Source organism: Paenibacillus taichungensis (assembly GCF_050994985.1).
Classification (GTDB): Bacteria; Bacillota; Bacilli; order Paenibacillales; family Paenibacillaceae; genus Paenibacillus; species Paenibacillus taichungensis.
This window is the reverse complement of the sequence record NZ_CP194720.1, coordinates 4,445,181-4,467,759: the sequence shown is the minus strand read 5'-3', so window position 1 is coordinate 4,467,759 and position 22,579 is coordinate 4,445,181. Positions and strand designations below refer to the sequence as shown.

Genomic DNA, 22,579 nt, shown 5'->3' with positions numbered 1-22,579 from the left:
CTGGATCGTTTCGGTGGAGGGATTATGGATAAGCAGCATCAGCAGGAAAAAATATTGGCACGATTACAGAGTCGACTTACACGAGTGCGTAGACTGGAAAGAATGAAGTTTCTGACTGAGCAAATACATTCTATTTCGAAAGTGTGTTTTCCAAAAAAAGAAGGTTCTCCAAAAAAGACGGGTTCATCAGAAAAGGAAATGGGCAGCATCGTTTTGGAAGCCTCACTGGTTTTGCCTGTATTCCTGTTCTTTGTCATGTTCCTCATGTACATCGTACAGATGACGTTGGTATCGACAGCATTGCAGAGCACGGCAGGAGAGGCAGTAAAGCAGTTATCCACGAAAATATATCCGGTCTCTCTTGTATTCAGCCCCTCTGATTCCGCAGGTAGTGGAGGCTCGGAGAGTGGATGGAAAATACCGGAGCTTTCACTGACGGAATGGGCCGAAGAGTATGCCTCTTCACTGCCGGAGCCGCTAAGTGATTGGGTACGCGCAGCTGCTGCAAGAGGTGAACAACCGTTACAGGAGATCAAGACATCTGTTCTTGAGACTGTTCTTGATCCGACCGTTAAACCGCTGCTTGAGCCTTTTATCAATACTTCTGTACTGGATGTAGAGCGAGTGCATGTTAATGGTGTTTCCATACCTGATCTCAAAAATAAAACGAATCCTTACTTCAGGCTTGAATTGAGCTATGAATTGCCTGTTAAAGTTCCCTTTCTAGGGAAGTCTTTACGCATTCAAGCGGCTGCGGCAGAACGGGTATGGATTGGAGATACCGGAGAAGGCTCCAACAGTAGTGGGGGAGACACGGATTCAGCTGGAGCAGCAACCGTACTATCCAAGCCGGAGCCAGCATACATAGGCAACAACGCGACAATTAAGGTTCAAGTGGAGCCCGGAGCTACAGCTAACTTAACGATATTTTACAAGTCCGGTGAAAGTTCAGCCAAACATATCGGGTGGGCGACTGCTGACGAAAATGGTGTGATTGAGTGGAACTGGTTTGTTGGTACACGTACAACGGAAGGCACATGGACATTTGTGGTAGAGACTGCGGATGGTGCCAAGACGGTGACCGAGTTTAATGTGGCTTCCAGAAAATAAGGAAGGAGATGGTGGAGGTGGAGTGGTTTTACCTGGCCTGTAGTCTGTATGTGATTGCTGCTTTTGTTACAGACGTTCGTTCGATGAAAATACCAAATCGTTTAACCTTACCAGTGACTGTCGCGGGAGTGCTGGCCCATATCATCTGGGGAGGATGGGAGGGTTTTTTGTTCTCCGCAGCCGGATTCGCGATGGGGTTTGGTGTCTTATTTCTAATGTATCTAATCGGCGCAGTGGGTGCGGGAGATGTAAAATTGTTTGGAGGAATTGGAGCTTGGACAGGACTGGCCTTTGGTGTTCACGTTATTATTTACTCCGTTTTGTACGCAGGGGCAATTGGATTAGTCATTCTCTTATTTCGCAGGGATTCAGCGAAGCGGATTCGTGGCATGGCAGGAAATCTTGCTGGTTTCTTCATGCTTGGTTCGCTCAAACTGGTTAATCAGGAAAAGTCACTGAAGTTTCCTTTTATGCTGGCCGTATTGCCGGGATTCATTAGCGCCTATATCTACATGACTTAACTAAGCAATGGAAAGAGAGGATTGGCATGTATGGATTAACGAGAGATTTCATTCGAAACGGCGGATCATTTATGGTTTTGGAGAAAGCGGAAGGGCTGCGAATGGACGAACTGAGCCGTGTACAGATGGGTATGTTGTCTTCCAATCAAATTCCCCGTCTTCTTCCCGTTCATTTTCGAGAGGTAGACCGAAATGTAACGTTACAATATGATATTTCGGGATATAAGATGTTACCTCAAATGTTGAAATCAGGAAAAATGAAGCTGCGTGTGTTATATGGTCTATTGTTTCAGCTGGCAGATACGTTTACGGAATGTAGACAATATATGTTGGATTCACGTCAATTACAGATTCAGGAAGAGTACATATTCATTAATGGTTCACTTGAACTGGGGGAACTCGGTTTAGTATACATCCCGATTATCGATGCAGTTGAGGTCGATCCGACCCCTCAGCAATTCCGCGAACTGGTTATTAGGCTAATGGCCCATGTTCAGGAACTTCAGGGCGAAGGAATTCAGCGTGTCCTTCAACTATGTGACAGTGAACAATGGGATATCAGACAACTGCGTGAACTTTTGCTTGAATTATATGCAGATGAGCAGAGTGGTTCAGGCCAGGCATCGTTTATGTCTTCACGCGGGTCATCCGGCACAATTGACAGTCAATTTGGGATGCCACTTTCTGCAGTTCCAGAGCAGGGAAATGATCTATTTTCCAATAGAAATGGGCAAGATCAGTATCGTCAGTTGGATCGAAATGACGAAGCTGGGCAGCAGTTGAAATCAAATCATCAACCGAGGGAATCTAGAACGGAGGATGAAAAACCACTTAACAAACCCTTTTCAGGATTTTCCGGCAGACGTTCACTGATAGAGTCCTCATTGCAAGCGAAAGGTGTTACGACGAATCCGTCACAGCGCCAAACGTTTGATTCAATACAGGACGATGATATGGAAAAGGATGAGAAGGACAAGAAGCAGAATTCTTCCAAAACGACCTATATCATTCTGGGCTGTATGATTGCCATGGCGCTGGTATGGAGATTCATCTATATGGAGCAACCAGGGCAGACACAAATGATTCTATCTGCAGCATTAAGTGCTGGGTTGCTTGGGATCGCGGGTTGGGTATGGGTGACCAAAGGGGAATTCGGAAATTCGAAATCCAATTTGCTACGCAGAAAGATGCCGAATGAAGAATATACAGATGGCGACTTACAAGAGGGCTCTACCAATAAGAGATCTGCTTTTTTTGGATTGGGAAGAGGCAAAGATAAGCAGAAAGAAAGCGAAGAAGAGATGTTTCAGGAGAGCTGGCGTTGGAATGCATCTGAAATGTCACCAGAAGGTAACACCTATGGACAAGGTTACACGAGTCAACAGAGCTCTGGTGATATGCAAAGTTCTGAATCAGGACGGGGGCATTCTTTTGAATCTAGGTCATCTGTAGCAGGGAATTCTCGCTTTCAAAATCTACATGTACCATCTGAAGTATCTGATGAACCTTTTGTTCAGCATACTGTCGAATCCATGGCTGCAACATCGGAACTTGTCCGTCATCATGCGGCGGCTGATGCAACTGTAAACCTGCAAAGTGTTGCTGGCGGAAGCATTACAGGAGCAGGTCCAGTAGCACCTTCTTTTTATCTTGAACGTAGATCAGCAACAGGGGACAAAAATGAACGGATGGATGTCCGTGGAGCATCGTTTGTTATTGGCCGATCGGCGGACATGGTCCAGTGGGTAGATTCAGCAACCGGTGTGTCCCGTGCTCATGTGGAATTGAGCCGGAACAAATCCGGCTATGTTATTAAGGACTTGGGTTCTGTGAATGGAACCATTCTCAAAGGCGATGTTCTTGCTCCGTACAAAGAATATCCACTGGAAGATGGAGATACCTTTACGTTGGCTGAGTCTGTTTACACGTATCGATCAGTCGGATAGACCCCGGTGTTTTAGATCTTCCAATGCATCGGTTAATGTAGGGAAGGTGAACTGAAATCCGTGATCCAACGCTTTTTGTGGGATAACCCGCTGTCCCTGAAGCAGCACGACAGAGAGTTCACCGACCAGTGTTTTGATCAGAATTCCGGGTACGGGGAACCAGTGCGGACGATTATACACTTTGCCTACCGTACGTCCGAATTCATCGTTGGTTACCGGGTTGGGCGAAGAGGCGTTCACCGGACCGGAGATTTCTTTATTTTGGATCGTGAAATCAATCAAACGCACAATATCCATAATATGAATCCAACTGGTCCACTGTTTGCCACTTCCCACCCTGCCCCCAACACCAAGCATATAAGGCAGTTTCATTAATGGAAAAGCACCTTTTTTATGACCAAGCACGAGGCTAACGCGGATTTTCACGAGTCTCACATGTTTGATGGCATCAGCAGCAACTTCCCATTGTTGAGAAACGCGGGATGGGAAATTCACCGATTTTTGAGGACTGCTCTCATCAAATGTTTCTGTGGGAGAGGTCCCATAGATCGCCATGGCAGAAGCCTGTACGACAACCTCCGGTTTGTGTTCCAACGAATCTACCAATTTGGCTACGCGCGCTACTGTAGTCACTCTGGATTCAACGATCTCCAGTTTCGCTTTGGTTGTCCAACGTTGATTCAACGTTTCTCCGGCGAGATTCACCAAGGCATCCATTCCTTCCAGCAAATGAGGCTGTTCCTCTACCTGTTCCCATGAGATATAAGTAAGGTTTTGGCTGGGATTATGTAAATTCGGCAATTTACGTGTAATAACTTTCACATGATGGCCTGCCTGAAGCCAGTAATCAACGAGTGCTCCTCCGACAAAACCGGTACCTCCGCAAATCGCAATCTTCATCATGGCGACCTCCTTGTTATTTTGACTATGCTAACATGTAATATTGGATCGACAAACAGCCCCGGGCGGTAAGCATTACCTTGCTGGGTATAACTTACCTGACGGAGCATGTTTGAATATGTAAGCCTAGTACATGTTAATGTTCGGTTCGGCTGAATTCATTGATCTATTTATTCATCAAATGTTTATAAGGCGAATAGTCAATTTGGTTTTTCTCCAGAAATTTCACCAGAAACTTATTATCCCGCTTCGGTGTGGCTATAATGTATCCTTTAATGCAATGATCTCTGGATACTTCAGGTGCATTATTTTCGTACGCAATTTTGCCGATTTCTGCTGCGATGGAATGTTTGGCGATATCTCGAAATGGGCCGGGAACAGGTTCTACAAGTTGGTCCAGAAAAGCTTTTGCTTCATCTGTCCATAAATGACGGCTGGTTTCAACCCAGTGGTTCTGCCAATCGAGTTTGGACTTCCCGTCTGCCTTCGGAAGCACTTTCAAAAACTTGCGCATCATAAAAAATCCGCCAACACACATACTTCCAAGCAAAAGAACGGTCCAGAATGCGATCGTGTTCATAAACCAATTGCTGGGGGAACTACTAGTAAACGTCCAAGCGTAGGAGCCGAAAATCATTGCGGAGTCACCTCGGTTTATTGATTTTCACGGAAAGACGGATTCCGCCCACCCATGTTCCAAATTACAGCTGTAAAAAATAGCCTATATCCCGAATTATAGCGCATTTCTAGATTTATTTCGATAATCGCGTTAGAATAAGGGATAATTCAGAAAAAGGGGGATTAATGATGCTTAAAATCGGCTCCCATGTGTCCTTTTCGGACAAGGGATTATTGAGTGCAACGAAGGAAGCGTCCTCGTACGGTTCCAGTTCGTTTATGATATATACGGGTGCACCGCAAAATACCCGCCGCAAGCCTATTGAGTCCATGTTTATTGAGGAAGGCAAGCTTGCGATGCAAGAGGGCGGAATGGAAGATATCGTTGTCCATGCGCCATACATTATTAACCTAGGATCATACAAAGAAAACACGTATGAGCTAGCCGTAAGTTTCCTTCAGGAAGAGATTCGTCGCACACATGCGATTGGTGTCAAAAATATCGTGCTGCATCCCGGCGCATTTACGGATAAGGATGCTCACTACGGCATCGGACGTATTGCTGAAGGCTTGAATGAAGTGCTGGACGGAGTGAAGGAGACGGATGTGAATATCGCTCTGGAAACGATGGCTGGTAAAGGAACTGAAATGGGCCGCAGTTTTGAAGAAATTGCTCAGATCATGGAGAAGGTCACACACAATGAACGCCTTACTGTGTGTATGGATACATGTCACATTCACGATGCGGGTTATGATATCGTGAACGACTTGGACGGTGTTCTTGAACAATTTGATCGTACGGTAGGGCTTGACCGCATTGCCGTAATGCATATTAATGATAGTAAGAACCCTGTGGGTGCGCACAAGGACCGTCATACACCGATTGGATCCGGCTGGATTGGTTTTGAGGCGATTAACCGTATCGTGCATCACGAGGCTCTTCAAGGGCGTCCGTTTATTTTGGAAACGCCTTGGATTGGTAAAGAAGCCAAAACTCAGCGTCCTATGTATGAAGCAGAGATTGCATTGCTTCGCGGGGATGTTGCTGGTCGATTTGGTCCTGAGTTCCTGACAGAAGTGGAACAATTGCATCATTTCTTTAAAGGAAAAGAGATTGAGTCCCGTTCATATGTTCTGGATATCTGGACGTTGCTCAAGAATGATGCCAAAGCGAAGAAAGCCGATCCACGTGAGCCGTTGGAACGTCTGTATGACCTCGTGGCTGAAGCCGCATTGTTCCCGCATTTGAATGAAGAACAACTGAATCATCGTTTGATCGCCTGGCTTGCAGGCAAAGAAATTTTTGTCACGGCCTAGTTGAAGGAGGAAAAATAACCCGATGGAGATTCACGCTAAACAAGTACGTCCTGATGTTAAAAACCGCGCCGATCGGGCGCGGATGCTCATTTCCTGTCCGGATGGACCGGGAATTGTTGCCGCAGTATCCCATTTCTTGCACCAGCATGGTGCAAACATTGTACAGTCGGACCAATACACAATGGACCCGGCTGGCGGCATGTTTTTTATGCGGATTGAGTTCGATCTTCCACAATTATCGTTGAACCTGCCTAAGCTGGAAGCTGATTTCGAAGAAGTGGCAAACCGTTTCAAAATGGATTGGAGTCTTTCTGCGGTTAGCCGCAAGAAGAAACTTGCTATCTTTGTATCCAAGGAGGATCACTGTCTGGTTGAGCTGTTGTGGCAATGGCAGGCTGGCGATCTGGATGCAGACATCGCGCTTGTTGTGAGCAATCATCTGGATATGAAGGATTATGTAGAATCATTTGGCATTCCTTATCATCATATTCCGGTTACAGCGGATACGAAGAAGGAAGCGGAACAACGTCAGTTGGACGTCATCGGTAATGATATCGACGTGATTATTCTTGCGCGCTACATGCAGATCATTTCTCCGATGTTCATTGAGCATTACCGCAATCGTATTATTAACATTCATCACTCGTTTCTGCCTGCCTTTGTTGGCGGTAAACCGTATGCCCAAGCGTACAACCGAGGTGTCAAAATTATCGGTGCGACGGCTCACTATGTTACGGAAGAGCTGGATGGCGGACCAATCATTGAGCAGGACGTTCAGCGTGTAAGCCATGGGGATGATGTAACTGAGTTAAAACGCATTGGACGTACCATTGAGCGTGTAGTTCTTGCTCGTGCTGTGAAATGGCATGTTGAAGATCGTGTACTGGTTCATGAAAATAAAACCGTTGTGTTTTAAGCTAATGCTTTAATACTGCGCAAGGTTGATTCGGAAAGATATAGTTCAGTTCTATTCCGAAAAAAGAGAAGGCGATTCCCTATTCATGTCTGAACGGGGGATCGCCTTTTTGGTCTTGCTTCTGGATATGCTTCCACAGATGACCGCATACCCCAACGACCACGCCAAATAACAGATGCCCTGCCAGCCAGTAAAGTATCGCATTTATATCATATAGATCAGGCACACGGCTCGACAGCTGGGAGAGCGGGATATACAGCAGGGAAGAGAAAATGCCGATCAGGACTCCCTTTGCTATCGGATGACCTGCACGCTGAATCCACCATATGTAGAAGATACCAATGATTATGGAAACGATAAGATGCAGCCCAAATTCGATGTATTCAGGTAGTGTAGGCGGAAGCCATGGAACAAAATCAATGTTCAGCAGCAAGGTATAGACTTTTTCACCAGTGTAAGTCTGAATAGCCTTTAAAAAGAACCCGAGCACCAGTCCGGACGTAAGACCTGTTAAAATTCCGGCTTTCCAGGGTAATATGTGCTTTAGCGAATTTGGTGACTTAGCCAAATGTTCCGGCATATGCGAATCCTCCTTTCCATAAGAAGTACAGCCTAATGTGCACAAAAGTCCGATTTTTGCAATCATGATCAAGGACCATTATATGCAAAATCAACTTCGATATCTAAAAAGAGTATGGTTTTCCGCTTAAAGGTTATACTTCATCCGATGGATTTGCGATGCTGGCTGAGCTAGAAGATATGCTGAAATGCTCAGTAGGACACTCTTTTTACGCAACTGGAAGCAAATTCCTCGTCATAAACAGCCGAATTTTCCCGATCTTCTAAAAGAAGGTTATGGAAAACCTTCACGCCAAGTGATACAATACAAAAGTGAATAAGTCAAAATGAAACACTCAAGCGGATTCACTTATTGTGAAATTCGGTTTGCTTGTATGATGAGAGGGATTCGCTTGCGCAACCCGACTTATCTAAAGACATGAGGAGGACAAACCATGACTGACAAGAACGAAGCGATTCAAAAGGAAGAGAACAACACCATCGACAACCTGTCGATCACTACCGTACGTACACTGGCGATTGATGCAATCGAGAAGGCAAATTCCGGACACCCGGGAATGCCTATGGGCTCTGCTCCAATGGGGTACCAACTTTTTGCAAAAACGATGACACATAACCCGGACCACCCAACTTGGGTTAACCGGGACCGTTTTGTTCTGTCCGCAGGACATGGCTCCATGTTGCTGTACAGCTTGCTTCACCTAAGCGGGTATGACCTGCCTATGGAACAATTGAAACAGTTCCGCCAATGGGGAAGCAAAACGCCGGGTCACCCGGAATTCGGACATACTGCAGGCGTTGACGCAACAACTGGGCCACTGGGCCAAGGTATTGCAATGGCTGTAGGTATGGCTATGGCTGAAGCTCAACTGAGCGCAACATATAATAAAGACAAATTCAACGTAATCGACCACCACACTTACGCAATCTGTGGTGACGGTGACTTGATGGAAGGCGTATCCCATGAATCAGCTTCCCTGGCTGGACGTTTGCACCTGGGCAAATTGATCATGTTGTTCGACTCCAATGACATCACTTTGGATGGTAAATTGAACCTGTCTTCTTCTGAAAGCATTGCGAAGCGTTTTGAAGCTTACGGCTGGCAAGTGCTGCGTGTTGAAGATGGTAACGATCTGCCTGCAATCCAAAAAGCAATTGAGGAAGGTCAAGCAGATACGCTTCGTCCTACACTGATTGAAGTTAAAACTGTAATTGGTTACGGTAGCCCGAACAAACAAGGTAAAGGCGGCCACGGCGGTACTCACGGATCTCCACTGGGTTCAGACGAAGCCAAATTGACTAAAGAGTTTTACAAATGGGTTTACGAGGAAGATTTCCACGTTCCAACTGAAGTTCGCGAACACTTTGCACAAGTGAAAGATCGTGGTATCTCTGCAAACAAAGCATGGGACGAGAAGTTTGCTGAGTACAAAAAAGCATTCCCTGAGCTGGCAGCTCAATTCGAAACGGCAATCAATGGCGACCTTCCAGAAGGTTGGGATCGCGATCTGCCTAAATATGCAGCAACAGACAAAGCTGTATCCACTCGTGTAGCATCCGGTAATGCCCTGAACGGTTTGGCTCATAACGTGCCACAACTGACAGGTGGATCTGCTGACCTGGAAAGCTCCACAATGACTCACTTGAACAACCTGGAGAACTTCTCACCTGAAGATTACTCCGGTCGCAACATCTACTTCGGTATCCGTGAATTCGGTATGGCTGGAGCAATGAACGGTATGGCACTGCACAGTGGTGTGAAAGTATTCGGAGGTACATTCTTCGTATTTACAGACTACTTGCGTCCAGCTGTTCGTCTGGCTGCCTTGATGGGTCTGCCTGTAACATACGTACTGACTCACGACAGTATCGCTGTTGGTGAAGACGGTCCTACTCACGAACCAATCGAGCAATTGGCATCCCTGCGTATCATTCCTAACCTGACAGTTATTCGTCCGGCTGACGGTAATGAAACTTCTGCAGCATGGGCTTATGCGCTTGAGAACAAGAGCAACCCGGTTGCACTCGTACTCACTCGTCAAAACTTGCCGATTCTGGACGGTACCGTTGAAGGTTCCCGTGAAAACGTGAAACGTGGTGCGTATGTTGTCTCTGATGCAAAAGAAGGCAAAGCTGTTGCCCAAATCATCGCTACAGGTTCCGAAGTGCAACTGGCTGTCAAAGCCCAAGCAGCACTTGCTGAACAAGGCATCCAAGTTCGTGTAATCAGCATGCCGAGCTGGGATCTATTCGAGAAACAGGACAAAGCGTACAAAGAATCCGTCCTGCTTCCAGATGTTAAAGCTCGTCTGGCGATTGAAATGGCTCACCCAATGGGTTGGGAAAAATATGTCGGCGACCAAGGCGACATTCTCGGAATCAACACATTTGGTGCATCCGCGCCTGGCGACCGTGTTATCCAAGAGTATGGCTTCACTGTGGAAAACGTGGTTAGTCGCGTAAAAGCATTGCTGTAATTGCTTGAAAAATGCTGCAGGAGGGACAGTTAATTTCTGTCCTGCCGGGCAGCAATTGAATTCCGGCAGAGAATGGGTGGACAACCACCCTGATCTGTTTTGCCTTTTGTTTTTATTAACTTCAGGGGGAGCGGGTACGCATGTCACAGTTTGATCAAGTCAGTGTAGTGAAAGAGGCCAACATTTATTATGAGGGCCAGGTAACGAGCAGAACAGTTATTTTGGGGGATGGCAGCAAGGTGACTCTGGGTATTATGCTTCCAGGCAGTTATGAGTTCGGTACAGATTCCCGTGAAATTATGGAGATTCTGTCCGGCGATCTGAGAGTATTACTTCCCGGAGAAGAAGATTGGCAAGAGATTCAAGGTCAAGCTACGTTCCACGTGCCTGCCGAATCCAAATTTAAACTGGAGATACGCAGCGTTACCGACTACTGCTGTTCGTACCCGGCGGAATAATACAAGAAGGGTAACCAGAACCGCGACACGCGGATTCGGTTAACCCTTTTTGCTTCTTAAACTCTAACGACAAAGTTCGTGCTGCAAGCTTGTCAGCCCTGTGGATTTGAAGTATCCTTAGGCTAAGTTGTTTAGAATGGAAAACGGAAAAAAATACGCTACCGATATCAGGAGGTTTTATAGATCATGGCAAAAAAAGTGAAGTTTGACTACAGCACTGCCCTGCAATTCGTCAATCAGCATGAAGTGGACTATTTCGCTGAACCGATTCGTTTGGCTCACGAGCAGCTCCACAACGGAACGGGAACCGGATCGGATTATCTGGGCTGGATCGACCTGCCTACCGCTTATGACAAAGAAGAGTTCTCCCGTATTCAAAAAGCGGCTGCTAAAATCCAAAGCGATTCTGAAGTACTGATCGTTATCGGTATTGGTGGATCATACCTTGGTGCACGTGCAGCGATTGAGATGCTTACGCACTCATTCTACAACAATCTGCCTAAAGACAAACGCAAAACGCCTGAAATCTACTTTGCAGGAAACAACATTAGCTCCACGTATGTTACTCATTTGCTGGATCTGGTTGAAGGCAAAGACTTCTCCGTTAACGTGATCTCCAAATCTGGTACAACAACGGAGCCAGCGATTGCTTTCCGTATCTTCCGTGCAGCACTGGAGAAAAAATACGGTAAAGAAGAAGCTCGCAAACGTATCTATGCTACAACAGATAAAGAGCGCGGCGCACTGAAAAAACTGGCGAATGAAGAAGGTTATGAATCCTTCATTATCCCGGATGATGTAGGTGGACGCTACTCCGTTCTGACGGCTGTAGGTTTGCTGCCAATAGCAGCAGCTGGCATCAGCATCGAAGAAATGATGCAAGGTGCGGCTGACGCTTCCAAAGAATACAGCAACCCGAACGTAGCTGAGAACGAAGCTTATCAATATGCAGCTGTTCGTAACGCACTGTATCGCAAAGGTAAAGGAACAGAAATCCTCGTGAACTACGAGCCATCCTTGCACTTTGTATCCGAATGGTGGAAACAGCTTTACGGAGAGAGTGAAGGTAAGGACTACAAAGGGATTTATCCTGCATCCGTTGATTTCTCGACTGACTTGCACTCCATGGGTCAATTCATTCAAGAGGGTAGCCGGAACATCTTCGAAACAGTGATTCAGGTTGCTGAAGTATCGGAGCATATTTCGATCGAAGCGGATCCAGATGATCTGGATGGTCTGAATTTCCTTGAAGGTAAAACGATGGACTTTGTTAACAAAAAAGCGTTCCAAGGAACACTGCTTGCACACACAGATGGTCAAGTACCAAACTTGATTGTGAACATTCCAGATATGTCTCCATATTCTTTCGGATATCTGGTATACTTCTTTGAAAAAGCATGCGGCATTAGTGGTTACCTACTGGGAGTCAATCCATTTGACCAACCAGGCGTGGAAGCTTACAAGAAAAATATGTTCGCTTTGCTGGGCAAACCAGGCTTTGAAGAAGAGAAAGCAGCGCTTGAAGCGAGACTTTCCGAATAATTCATCGGTCTGCTCATATAGTTAAATAAGGTAATGTAATTACATTCGGGGAGTCATTGTGAAGCAATGGTTTCCCGGATGTTAAACCAAGGCAGTTCGTCCGCGTGCGCGCGGGGAACTGCTTTCTTGTAAAATGGATCAAATTGGTGGAAAGTTGGATAGGGATGATTGAACGTTATCGCACGGTTCGAGGACCGGGCAATCTGGAAATTGTAATCAAAAAGTCGCGATTTATCGGTCACATTATGCCGGTCACGACAGAAGAAGAAGCCAACGCTTTTATTGATGAAATCAAGAAAAAACATTGGAATGCTACTCATAACTGCTCCGCATACATGATTGGTGAGCGGGATGAGATCCAGAAGCAATCCGATGATGGTGAACCAAGCGGAACCGCTGGAAAACCGATTCTTGAAGTCATCAAAAATCAGCAATTGAAAAATGTGGCTATCGTTGTTACACGTTACTTTGGGGGAATTATGCTTGGAGCCGGTGGGTTAATTCGTGCTTATACGGATGGAGCAGTTGCAGCCATAGAAGCCGGGGAAGCGATTACCAAAGTACTCCATCGTGAAGTGTTTGTTGAACTGGATTATACATGGCTGGGCAAAGTGGAAAATGAATTAAGGAGCCGGGAAGTCCGTACAGGTGAAACTGGGTTCACCGATAAGGTTACGTTGACTTGTCTTCCGCCGGATAGTGAAACCGAGGCATTTGTGGCCTGGATCACAGATTTGACGCAAGGGCAATCCCGGATCACGGAGGGACAGCGGCTTTATTTTATTGAAGGGGAATAAAATATATGGCTAGAAGAGCAGTCGAACAGGAGTTGTCGAGGGAGCGGATACTGGAGGCGGCGAGGCATCTTTTTATTACCAAAGGATACCGTGCCATTTCGATGCGAAGCATCGGCCAGCATCTGGGCTATAGTCATGGGTCGCTGTATTATCATTTTAAGGAAAAGGCAGAGCTGTTTTATGCCATCGTGGTTGAAGATTTCAATCATCTGGGGCATTTGCTGCTGCAAGCCATGGTCAGGCCAGTCATGGGCGGCGTGAGCAAGGTGGAGCATATCATGATGGAGTTTATTCGTTTTGGTTTGGAGAATCCGTATCAGTACGAGATCATGTTCATGATTCGGGATGAGGAATTGCTATCGTATTGTCGTACGGAGCAAGGAAGATGCTTTGAATTGTTTGCCTCTATTATTCGGCAATACATGAATGAAGAGGGCTGTACGGAAGAGGATATTCAATGTGTACCACGTACGCTGTTTTTGTCCATGCACGGATTCATATCGTATTATATTCAGGACCGTTTAACCTTTGCAGAGATTGAATCGGCTGCGTTATCTCATGTCAAAGTACTCTGCCGTAATCTCCAACACCAGCCTGGCGTCCAATAAGGCGCTTTTGTCGCACTCCACACTTCAGGGCGGTGAATTGTCATAACATTAATTCTTTATAACGTTGTCTCGCGAAAGTTTTGGCGCGAAGAAGACCATGACAGGCGGGTTACATCCCTAAAAGAGGGTGGACCGCCTGTTTGTTTTTTATTTCCATGGATGGCGAATCATTAGAAATGAGGTGAAATGGAGCTAACCTTCCATGATTTTAAGGAAATATTCCCGCTGACGAGGACCATCAAATTCACAAAAATAGATGCCTTGCCATCTGCCAAGCAGTAATCTGCCCTCATGTATAATCACTGTTTGTGATGGTCCGGTTGTGATCGATTTCAAGTGAGAAGCCGTATTTCCTTCAGCATGCCGATATTCGGGATGTTTCCAAGGATACACTTCGTTCAGACGAAGCAGTACATCATGTTTGACATCAGGGTCTGCATTTTCATTAATTGCAATACCTGCTGTCGTATGTGGACAATAAATCAATACAGTCCCATTCTGCACACCGTTGTCACGGACAACCTGCTCTACTTCCCGCGTAATATCCTTCATCTCATCTCGTCGGGATGTCGATAAATTCTTCGTATATAACATATTACTCCACTCCTTTGCTCCACATTTTGTCCTCTAGATTGTACCTTAACCACAACATACCAAACAAATCTCGTATTACGATGTTATAACAATTACACGATAACGGAGAGGGCAGAAATAACCTGAAGAAGCGAAGCGTTCGCCTTTATCGACGGATTTCTCCCTTTAGAAAAGGGAATCAAAGAAATCTGGGGATAACAGCGATCGGAAGGTTGTTCTGACCGCGTAGTGGCGAGTGTAATTTTTATAAAATCCATCTCATAAGTACGCCGATTTTATTCAATAAAAGCATTGACGATTAGCACTGCAAACTGGTAAAGTATCAGATAAGCAAAAACCAAGTAGACTAATGGGAATAATATTAAAGTAATATAATCCAACTTAGGAAAATGATTGTACGAAAGCAGGAAGACTGCCGACCGGACATAGAACCGGAGGCTGGGAGGGAATGCAGCAATGAATACCGTTCTTCGTCACAAGGGATGGACTTGGGGATTCCGCAGTACCGTATTGTTATATTTTATCGTACTCATTGTACTTCCAATCATCGGTGTGTACGTCAATTCCTTCTCTGAAGGATGGAGCAACTTTATCCAAAGCATTATGGATCCAATTGCTTGGAAAGCTGTGCTGTTAACGATCCGGCTGGCTGTTATAGCTACGGTGATTAACGTCATTTTGGGAACCATGATTGCCTGGGTGCTGACACGTTATCGCTTTTTTGGGAGGTCGTTCCTTAACAGTCTGGTAGATCTTCCTTTTGCTCTTCCAACAGCTGTTGGTGGCCTGATGATTATGCTTCTCCTGGGTCCGATCAGTGCCATAGGCAAACTAGCGGAATCTATGGGGTTTGAAATTGTGTTTCACCAGCCGGCGATTGTGATCGCGATGACATTTGTAACGTTTCCTTTTGTCATCCGTGCGGTGCAGCCTTTGCTCGAGGAGATCGATCCCTCGGAGGAAGAGGCATCCTACACGATGGGAGCATCGAAGGCGCGCACATTCAGGCAGGTCATTCTTCCTTCCATGGCTCCGGGCATGATTAGTGGGGGAATGCTCGCATTCTCCAGAGCACTGGCCGAATTCGGGGCTGTTGTGCTGGTGGCAGGCAATATTCCGGGAAGAACATTGACGGCTTCCGTATTTATTTACGGCGAGATCGAAAGTGACAATCCAACCGGTGCCGCGGCCGTGTCCGTACTGCTCTTAACACTCTCCTTCCTGATCCTCTGGCTCATTAATCTGGTGCAGATGCGGGGGAGAAGACGATGAGGCGACTATTAATCGGACTGACGTTTGTGGTGTTCATTGTACTGCTGATCATCCCGCTTGGACGTATTTTTATTGGTGCATTTGAAGACGGGGCAGGAGGATTCCTGGATGGGCTGTTGCGTCCTGAGGCGCTGCATGCCTTGATGATGACAGGACTTGTTGTACTTGTCGTCACACTGTTAAATACATTGTTTGGCGTTATGATGGCCATCTATCTTGTTCGCGCCGGATGGCTGAGTGACCGGGTGAAAGGGCTGCTGAACAGCATTGTGGATCTGCCCTATGCCGTATCGCCAGTCATTGGTGGATTGATGATTGTACTACTGCTGGGTCCCAACAGCATTATGGGCGCTTTTTTTGAAGGAATCGGATTTAATGTGGTCTATGCCTTCCCGGGTATGGTCATTGCAACGTTGTTTGTCACTTTTCCACTGATGGTTCGAGAGGTGATGCCTGTCTTGCAGGAGCTTGGATCTCAGCAAGAAGAGGCTGCGTCAACGCTTGGTGCATACGGCTGGAGAACGTTCTGGAGTGTTACCTGGCCTTCCATCCGCTGGGCGGTTGTGTACGGTCTTGTGTTGACGGTTGCCCGCTCGCTTGGGGAATTCGGTGCAGTGCTGGTTGTATCGGGTAACATTATGAACAAAACGCAGACGGCAACAACGCTTGTATATCAGGATGTAGAGAATTTTAACGTAGCTGCCGCAAATGGTGTGGCATTGGTACTGGTTACTTTTTCTGTCGGGCTGCTGCTTATGATGGAATGGGCCAAGAAGCGAAAGGAAGTGCATTGAGATGCATGTGGAAGTCCGTGATCTGAACAAACATTTCGGTGATTTTCATGCGGTAAAAGATGTCTCGTTCGATATTGCCAAAGGCCATCTTATCGGTTTGCTGGGACCCAGCGGAGGTGGGAAAACATCCATTCTGCGTATGCTGGCGGGTCTCGAGAATCCGGGTTCCGGAGAGATTCGTTTTCACGGAAAGGTCGTAAATCATCTGCCTCCGCAGGAGCGAGGAATCGGATTTGTATTTCAGAACTATGCTTTGTTCAAACATATGACGGTATTTGATAATATCGCCTTTGGACTCAAGGTCAAAAAGGCTCCCAAAGCCCAGATCCGTGATCGGGTCATGGAGCTGGTTGAATTGACAGGGCTGAAAGGTTTCGAACAGCGTTATCCACATCAATTGTCTGGTGGACAGCGGCAGCGTGTCGCTTTTGCCAGAGCATTGGCCCCTGAGCCGCAGCTGCTGCTGCTGGATGAACCGTTCGCCGCCATTGATGCCAAAATCCGTCAGGAATTGCGTTCATGGTTGAGAGAGCTGATTGAGCGGGTAGGCATTACTTCGATTTTTGTAACCCATGACCAGGATGAAGCGATTGAAGTTGCCGACGAAATCATGATTATCAGCCAAGGGCGCTTAGAGCAGAAGGGTACGCCATGGGATATTTACAAAAATCCAGAGACGCCTTTTGTTGCCACATTTATAGGGGAATCTACCGTTGTGGAAGACGCTTCACAGCTTAAGGGCTTCGAACATGCGGTGGAAGGAGAGCGCACACGTGCACTGATCCGGCCTGAGTATATCGAGATCGGTTTGAAGAACGAGTTTAGCATGCTATCCGCTACTGAAAAAGGTATCGTCAAACACCTTCATTTCCGTGGAAGTGAATGGATGGTGGAAGTGGAAGTTGAGGGCCATAAACTCATTACGTATCGTTCACTGGAGAAAACAACGCTGCAAGTCGGCCAACAGATTCGTGTGCTCGTGCATCGGGCATATCTGTTCAATGATACCCATAGCTGGGTTGTTGAGAACCGATTGAAGGAAGATCCAATGCCGGTCATCATCTAATCGAAGATCACTTGGTTCAAAATTAATTTTTTTAGAATTTTGGAGAGAGGTGCTGCCCATGCAGACGATGAAGAAGAAAATCAACCCTTTATACGTTGTCCTCATGCTTCTGCTCGTCTGCATGACCGTTGGATGTAGCAAGCAGGAGGATGCAAGCGGACAGAGCGGAACCTCGACAGACGACCAATCCAATACATTGGTTATCGGTGCTTACAGTGTAGCCAAAGACGCCGTCGGAGAGTTATTGCCCAAGTTCCAGGCGGAATGGCAAGCCAAGACTGGACAGACGGTTCACTTCCAAGAATCCTATGAAGCCTCAGGGACACAAGCCAGAGCCATTGTTGGTGGATTCGAAGCTGATGTTGCGCTTCTGGCAATGGAAAGTGATATCGATAAGCTGGTCAAAGCTGATCTGGTCAGCTCCAACTGGAAACAGGCACCGAATGATGGCATGATCACCCGCTCGATCGTTGTTCTGGGTACAAGAGCAGGCAACCCGCTGGGAATTCGCGATTTTGAAGATTTGACCAAGCCGGGGGTTAAGGTGCTGTATCCTAATCCCAAGACGTCGGGCGGAGCACAGTGGGACATTAATGCCATCTATGGTGCAGGGTTGAAGTTATCTGAGGAGGAGCAAGGCAAGAAAGATCCTGCCGTGGCCAAAGCCTTTTTGGAAAAAGTGCATGAGAATGTCGAGTCATTGGATAAGAGTGGTCGGTCCTCCATGGCGGCTTTCGAATATGGCGTGGGTGACGTTATCGTCACGTATGAAAATGAATTGCTTGCCCGGATTGCCAAGGGTGTAAATTATGACATCGTGGTTCCCAAAAACACAATCCTGATTGAGAATCCGGCAGTTGTCGTAGACAAATATGCGGATAAGCATGGCAATCGTGAATTGGCGGAGGCTTTTGTAGCCTATCTAAGTACGCCGGAAGCACAGCGTATTTTTGCCAAGCACGGTTTCCGTTCGGTAGACCCGGATGTGTTTGCAGAGACGAAGTCCTCGTTCCCAACGCCTGAAGGTCTGTTCGATATTAACTATCTCGGCGGATGGGACAAAGTACGCAGTACACTATATTCCAAACGAGGCGTATGGTACCAGGTGTTGGCCGGGTTGTAAGCCCGTACGAGCATCATCCTGTTATTGAATTTCAGAAGATTAATTGTTATTCAAACCTTCATTTCACGATACAACGTGAGCTGGAGGTTTTTTGCATTGCTAGACAATAATGTTATTTCATTTAAACCCGATAGGTTAAGTTGGAAAAAATCGTTGCAATTTGTCGAATCCTTGCCTATACTATCTAACAGAACGTTAAATTACAGCGAGGGGAAATATCATAATGAAATCGAAAAAAATGTGGCTGTCATTGATGCTGGTTCTGATTGTAGCAATCATGAGTGCATGCGGAAGCAGCGGTGACGGAACAAGTTCTTCGTCTAATACCGCAGAAAATACAGCGACAACGGATGATGGGCAACCGAAAGACGGCGGAAGCATCATTATTGCTGTTCAGGATGATCCTAAAGTGATGAATCCAATCTATGCGGGTGACCGTGTAACGTTGACGATTGATCAATCTTTATATGCTCCACTGTTCAATGTGAATGATGGCAAAAAAACGTATGTGCTCGCAGATAGCGACAGCTTCTCTGATGATCACCTGACGTATACATTGAAGCTGAAAGACGGTCTGAAATGGCATGACGGACAGCCTCTGACAGCGGATGATATTGTGTTCACAATGGATAGCATCCTTGATGAGAAACAGCACAGTTCTTCCCGTAGTCAGTATGTTTTTGATGGCAAACCGGTTAAAGTAACTAAGGTCGATGACCTGACGGTGGAATTCAAATTGCCGGAAGTATCTGCTGCTTTTGAAGGAGCATTGGTTTCTTTCTCTCCAATCCCTAAACACATTTTCGAAGGCGAAGCCGATATAGAGAAAAGCGACAAAAACAACAACCCGATCGGTTCCGGTCCGTTCAAGTTCAAGGAATACCGTCCGGGCGAATACGTAACACTGGAACGTTTTGATGACTACTTTGCAGGCAAAGCTCATCTGGATAGCGTGACGTATCGTGTAGCGAAAGATCCAAATGCAGCGAACTTGGCTTTGCAAAACGGCGAGATTCAAATGCGTATGGTCGACACACAGGATTACAACAAATTGAACGACACAGGCAAATTCAACATGCTGACTTACCCGGAAGGCCGCTTGCAATACATGGTGTTCAACCTGAACGTGCCTTCGATGCAAAAGAAAGAAGTTCGTCAAGCCATCGCTTATGCTTTGGATAAAAATGAACTGATCACCGCCTCGTATTCCTCAGCTGATTTTGCTGAACCGGCTCCGTCGATTCTGACACCGGACACGCTGTACCAAACGGATGATGTTGAGAAATACGACTACAACGTGGAAAAAGCAAAACAATTGCTGGCTGATGCAGGCGTTAGCAACCTGAAATTGCGTCTTGCTTACACAAATACGAACAAACCACAAACAAGCCAAGCGCTGTACATTCAGCAAAAGCTGAAAGACGTGGGCATTGAAGTGGAATTGCTGCCGATGGATGGAACGGCTTATGGTAACCGTACATTGGACATGAACAATACAGACTTTGAATTGTCCTTTGGTGGATACATCATGGGTTATGAACCAGATGCTTATAAATCTCTCTTCCTGAGCGATGCGGCATATAACTACTCCCATTACAAAAATGCCGATTTCGACAAGCTGTGGAATGAAGCAGCCGTTCAAATTGACGAAACGAAACGTGGCGATTTGTACAAACAAATCCAACAAACTGTAGCAAACGAAATGACGGTATATCCAATCGCCTACACGAAAGCTGTAGTGGCTGTGGATAACACATACGGCGGCGTTGAAGATGCAAATCCAAAACCAGTCGTTATGCTTGAAGATCTGTCCAAAATTTATAAAAAATAATCATATAGAATGAACGTATTGTTTGAACCTTCGAGATTCACAAAGAACGTAGAGAACAGAAATAACCTGAAGAAGCAAAGCGTTCGCCTTTATCCCCAGATTTCCCCTTTTTATAAAGGAATCAAAGAAATCTGGGGGTAACAGCGATCGGAAGGTTGTTCTGTCATCGGAGTGGCCGATGTGAATCCTTGGTTCAATCCACATGCGTTAATTCTATATAACAAGCCAATAACGCCGGCCGCGAGGCCGGCGTTGATTCGGAGGTGCCCATGTGAACAACTATATTGTCCGAAGGATCGCACAAGCGATCCCTCTTCTTTTTGTAATCTCCATCGTATCGTTCACCTTGATCAAGCTGGCGCCGGGCGATCCGGTGCTTTCCTTTGTTACCCCAAATATGGGGGCAGAAGATGTGGAGCGTATTCGGCAAAACCTCGGTCTTGATCAACCGATGTACGTGCAATATGTCGTATGGCTCAAAAATGTACTGTCTGGTGACCTTGGTTATTCATTGGTTAACCATCGCCCGGTTGCCGAAATGATTATTGAACGTTTGCCCGCTACGTTTGGATTGATGGGGGCATCGCTATTATTGTCTTTGTTGATCTCCATTCCGCTGAGCATGATTGCAGGTTCGCGCCAGAACAGTCTGTTTGACCGTGGACTCAGCTTAATCTCGTATATCGGGATATCGATTCCTAGCTTCTGGTTCGGTATGATGCTGATCTATTTCTTTGCAGTAGAGCTGCACTGGTTACCAAGCATGGGTATGCGAACGGTAGGTATGGACTCCGCTTGGGATATAATCAAACACGGCATTTTGCCATGTACCGTATTGACCTTCATGAACGTGTCCGTGTACATGCGGTATATTCGCTCGAATACAATCAGTCAACTGGAAGAGGACTATGTTCAAATCCAGTATGCCTACGGCGCAACCAAAGGAACGGTACTGCTTCGTCATGTGCTCAAAAATGTACTGCTGCCTGTAATCACCATTCTCGGCATGTCTTTGCCGGAGCTGATTGCGGGAGCGTTTATTACGGAGTCCGTTTTCTCGTGGCCGGGAATGGGATCTCTCGGGATTTCGGCCGTTCACGGTTTGGATTATCCGATTATTATGGGCATTACGATGATGTCCTCTGTGCTGCTGGTCGTCGGAAACCTTGTAGCTGATATCTTATATGGCGTGGTAGATCCACGAATCAAGACAACGGGGTGAGACAAAAATGAATTCAATGCGCTGGCGTAATTTACGGACGCAGTTCCGACAGCAGAAACTGGGCCTTGCGGCTGTCATCATATTGGGCATCTTTGTGCTCGCATCCCTGTTTGCGTTTCTGTCTCCACATGATCCTAATGAAATTGTAGTGATGGAGCGGCTTCAACAGCCAAGTGCAGATCACTGGTTTGGTACGGACGATTACGGACGGGATTATTTGGCTCGGGCGTTATACGGAGGACGAGTGTCTCTCGCCGTAGGTTTCCTGTCGATGGCAATCGCCGTTATTATGGGAACACTGGTAGGTACGGTTAGTGGTTATTTTGGCGGATGGGTGGATAATACGTTGATGCGTATTGTTGACGTGCTCATGTCGATTCCATCCTTTTTCCTGATGCTGATCCTGAACGCTTATCTGAAGCCGGGGATCGGTACGATTATTGTCATTATCGGGGTGCTGAGCTGGATGAATATTGCCCGGATTGTCAGGGCTGAGGCGATGTCGGTCAAGCAGCGGGAATACGTACTGTATGCGCGTGTATCGGGTCAAAAGCCTGGCCGGATCATCATGAAGCACATTATTCCCAACATTATTCCAACCATTATTGTCGCAGCAACCATTAACATCGCGAGTGCGATTCTGATGGAATCGTCACTAAGCTTCCTCGGACTGGGTGTTAAACAACCGAACTCTTCTTGGGGCAGCATGTTGAATGATGCACAGGGATTTATTAGTGAAGCGCCGTATATGGCGATCTTCCCGGGATTGTTTATTTTGCTGACGGTGCTGTCGTTTAACTTCCTGGGGGATGTGTTCCGCGTAGCCTTCGAGCCCAAAGCGAACAAGCGATAAATAATTGAAGTTGAGTTGATCACGTAGTGTTCCAG

The 22,579-nt window shown here is 46.4% G+C and carries 21 protein-coding genes; 17 read left to right on the top strand and 4 right to left on the bottom strand.

Features of this window, described 5'->3' with window-relative positions:
- Positions 1–24: 24 nt before the first annotated feature.
- From ACR1R9_RS20170 to ACR1R9_RS20160, 3 genes are read left to right on the top strand one after another with little or no spacing between them, the layout of a single operon-like run.
- A complete protein-coding gene (locus ACR1R9_RS20170; RefSeq protein WP_433922884.1) occupies positions 25–1,110 on the top strand; it encodes a pilus assembly protein in 1,086 nt (361 codons plus the stop codon).
- Between the two features lie 8 nt (positions 1,111–1,118).
- Positions 1,119–1,631 (top strand): A24 family peptidase, encoded by a 513-nt coding sequence (locus ACR1R9_RS20165; RefSeq protein ID WP_076291727.1) that lies wholly within the window; start codon positions 1,119–1,121, stop codon positions 1,629–1,631.
- Positions 1,632–1,657: 26 nt separating this feature from the next.
- Positions 1,658–3,577 carry a DUF6382 domain-containing protein gene (locus tag ACR1R9_RS20160; RefSeq protein WP_076291728.1) on the top strand — a complete coding sequence of 640 codons (1,920 nt, stop codon included), beginning with the start codon at positions 1,658–1,660 and terminating at the stop codon, positions 3,575–3,577.
- Here ACR1R9_RS20160 and ACR1R9_RS20155 read toward each other — a convergent pair.
- Positions 3,566–4,477, bottom strand: a complete 912-nt coding sequence (locus ACR1R9_RS20155; protein ID WP_076291729.1) for a TIGR01777 family oxidoreductase — start codon at positions 4,475–4,477, stop codon at positions 3,566–3,568. The two genes, ACR1R9_RS20160 and ACR1R9_RS20155, sit on opposite strands and share 12 nt — an antisense overlap.
- A gap of 166 nt (positions 4,478–4,643) precedes the next feature.
- The gene (locus ACR1R9_RS20150) at positions 4,644–5,114 is read right to left on the bottom strand and encodes a DUF2621 domain-containing protein (RefSeq protein ID WP_076291730.1); all 471 of its coding nucleotides are present in this window, start codon (positions 5,112–5,114) and stop codon (positions 4,644–4,646) included.
- 170 nt (positions 5,115–5,284) lie between these two features.
- Between ACR1R9_RS20150 and ACR1R9_RS20145 the strand changes: the two genes are divergently transcribed.
- Complete coding sequence (locus tag ACR1R9_RS20145; RefSeq protein WP_163756535.1) at positions 5,285–6,412, top strand: deoxyribonuclease IV; 1,128 nt, start codon at positions 5,285–5,287, stop codon at positions 6,410–6,412.
- Between the two features lie 22 nt (positions 6,413–6,434).
- Complete coding sequence (gene purU, locus ACR1R9_RS20140) at positions 6,435–7,328, top strand: formyltetrahydrofolate deformylase (RefSeq protein ID WP_063564406.1); 894 nt, start codon at positions 6,435–6,437, stop codon at positions 7,326–7,328.
- 79 nt (positions 7,329–7,407) lie between these two features.
- Here the strand turns inward: purU and ACR1R9_RS20135 are convergent, their stop codons facing one another.
- On the bottom strand, positions 7,408–7,908 hold the full coding sequence (locus tag ACR1R9_RS20135) for a hypothetical protein (RefSeq protein WP_433922885.1): 501 nt from the start codon (positions 7,906–7,908) through the stop codon (positions 7,408–7,410).
- A 433-nt stretch (positions 7,909–8,341) separates the two neighbouring features.
- Here ACR1R9_RS20135 and tkt point away from each other — a divergent pair, with 433 nt between their 5' ends.
- The 5 genes from tkt (at position 8,342) to ACR1R9_RS20110 (ending at position 13,789) form a co-directional block, all read left to right on the top strand.
- The gene (tkt, locus tag ACR1R9_RS20130; protein WP_175383746.1) at positions 8,342–10,384 is read left to right on the top strand and encodes a transketolase; all 2,043 of its coding nucleotides are present in this window, start codon (positions 8,342–8,344) and stop codon (positions 10,382–10,384) included.
- Positions 10,385–10,524: 140 nt separating this feature from the next.
- Entirely contained in the window at positions 10,525–10,842 is a 318-nt protein-coding gene (locus tag ACR1R9_RS20125; RefSeq protein ID WP_053781719.1) for a pyrimidine/purine nucleoside phosphorylase, read from the top strand.
- Between the two features lie 186 nt (positions 10,843–11,028).
- Positions 11,029–12,384, top strand: coding sequence for a glucose-6-phosphate isomerase (locus ACR1R9_RS20120; protein WP_076291734.1), 1,356 nt, complete (start codon positions 11,029–11,031; stop codon positions 12,382–12,384).
- Positions 12,385–12,548: 164 nt separating this feature from the next.
- Complete coding sequence (locus ACR1R9_RS20115; RefSeq protein WP_072734274.1) at positions 12,549–13,181, top strand: YigZ family protein; 633 nt, start codon at positions 12,549–12,551, stop codon at positions 13,179–13,181.
- A gap of 5 nt (positions 13,182–13,186) precedes the next feature.
- On the top strand, positions 13,187–13,789 hold the full coding sequence (locus tag ACR1R9_RS20110) for a TetR/AcrR family transcriptional regulator (protein ID WP_063564400.1): 603 nt from the start codon (positions 13,187–13,189) through the stop codon (positions 13,787–13,789).
- 192 nt (positions 13,790–13,981) lie between these two features.
- Here ACR1R9_RS20110 and ACR1R9_RS20105 read toward each other — a convergent pair whose 3' ends face one another.
- The gene (locus ACR1R9_RS20105; protein ID WP_433922886.1) at positions 13,982–14,383 is read right to left on the bottom strand and encodes a secondary thiamine-phosphate synthase enzyme YjbQ; all 402 of its coding nucleotides are present in this window, start codon (positions 14,381–14,383) and stop codon (positions 13,982–13,984) included.
- A 456-nt stretch (positions 14,384–14,839) separates the two neighbouring features.
- Between ACR1R9_RS20105 and cysT the strand changes: the two genes are divergently transcribed.
- The 7 genes from cysT (at position 14,840) to ACR1R9_RS20070 (ending at position 22,544) form a co-directional block, all read left to right on the top strand.
- Positions 14,840–15,655 carry a sulfate ABC transporter permease subunit CysT gene (gene cysT / locus ACR1R9_RS20100; RefSeq protein ID WP_063564398.1) on the top strand — a complete coding sequence of 272 codons (816 nt, stop codon included), beginning with the start codon at positions 14,840–14,842 and terminating at the stop codon, positions 15,653–15,655.
- Positions 15,652–16,449 (top strand): sulfate ABC transporter permease subunit, encoded by a 798-nt coding sequence (locus ACR1R9_RS20095; RefSeq protein ID WP_063564397.1) that lies wholly within the window; start codon positions 15,652–15,654, stop codon positions 16,447–16,449. Before cysT ends, ACR1R9_RS20095 begins: the two co-directional genes overlap by 4 nt.
- A 1-nt stretch (position 16,450) precedes the next feature.
- A complete protein-coding gene (locus tag ACR1R9_RS20090; RefSeq protein WP_076291736.1) occupies positions 16,451–17,515 on the top strand; it encodes a sulfate/molybdate ABC transporter ATP-binding protein in 1,065 nt (354 codons plus the stop codon).
- 58 nt (positions 17,516–17,573) lie between these two features.
- Positions 17,574–18,638 carry a sulfate ABC transporter substrate-binding protein gene (locus ACR1R9_RS20085; protein WP_433922887.1) on the top strand — a complete coding sequence of 355 codons (1,065 nt, stop codon included), beginning with the start codon at positions 17,574–17,576 and terminating at the stop codon, positions 18,636–18,638.
- 223 nt (positions 18,639–18,861) lie between these two features.
- Positions 18,862–20,469, top strand: a complete 1,608-nt coding sequence (locus tag ACR1R9_RS20080; protein WP_433922888.1) for an ABC transporter substrate-binding protein — start codon at positions 18,862–18,864, stop codon at positions 20,467–20,469.
- Between the two features lie 271 nt (positions 20,470–20,740).
- A complete protein-coding gene (locus tag ACR1R9_RS20075) occupies positions 20,741–21,691 on the top strand; it encodes an ABC transporter permease (protein WP_062326882.1) in 951 nt (316 codons plus the stop codon).
- A 7-nt stretch (positions 21,692–21,698) separates the two neighbouring features.
- Positions 21,699–22,544, top strand: a complete 846-nt coding sequence (locus ACR1R9_RS20070) for an ABC transporter permease (RefSeq protein ID WP_053781729.1) — start codon at positions 21,699–21,701, stop codon at positions 22,542–22,544.
- Positions 22,545–22,579: the final 35 nt, after the last annotated feature.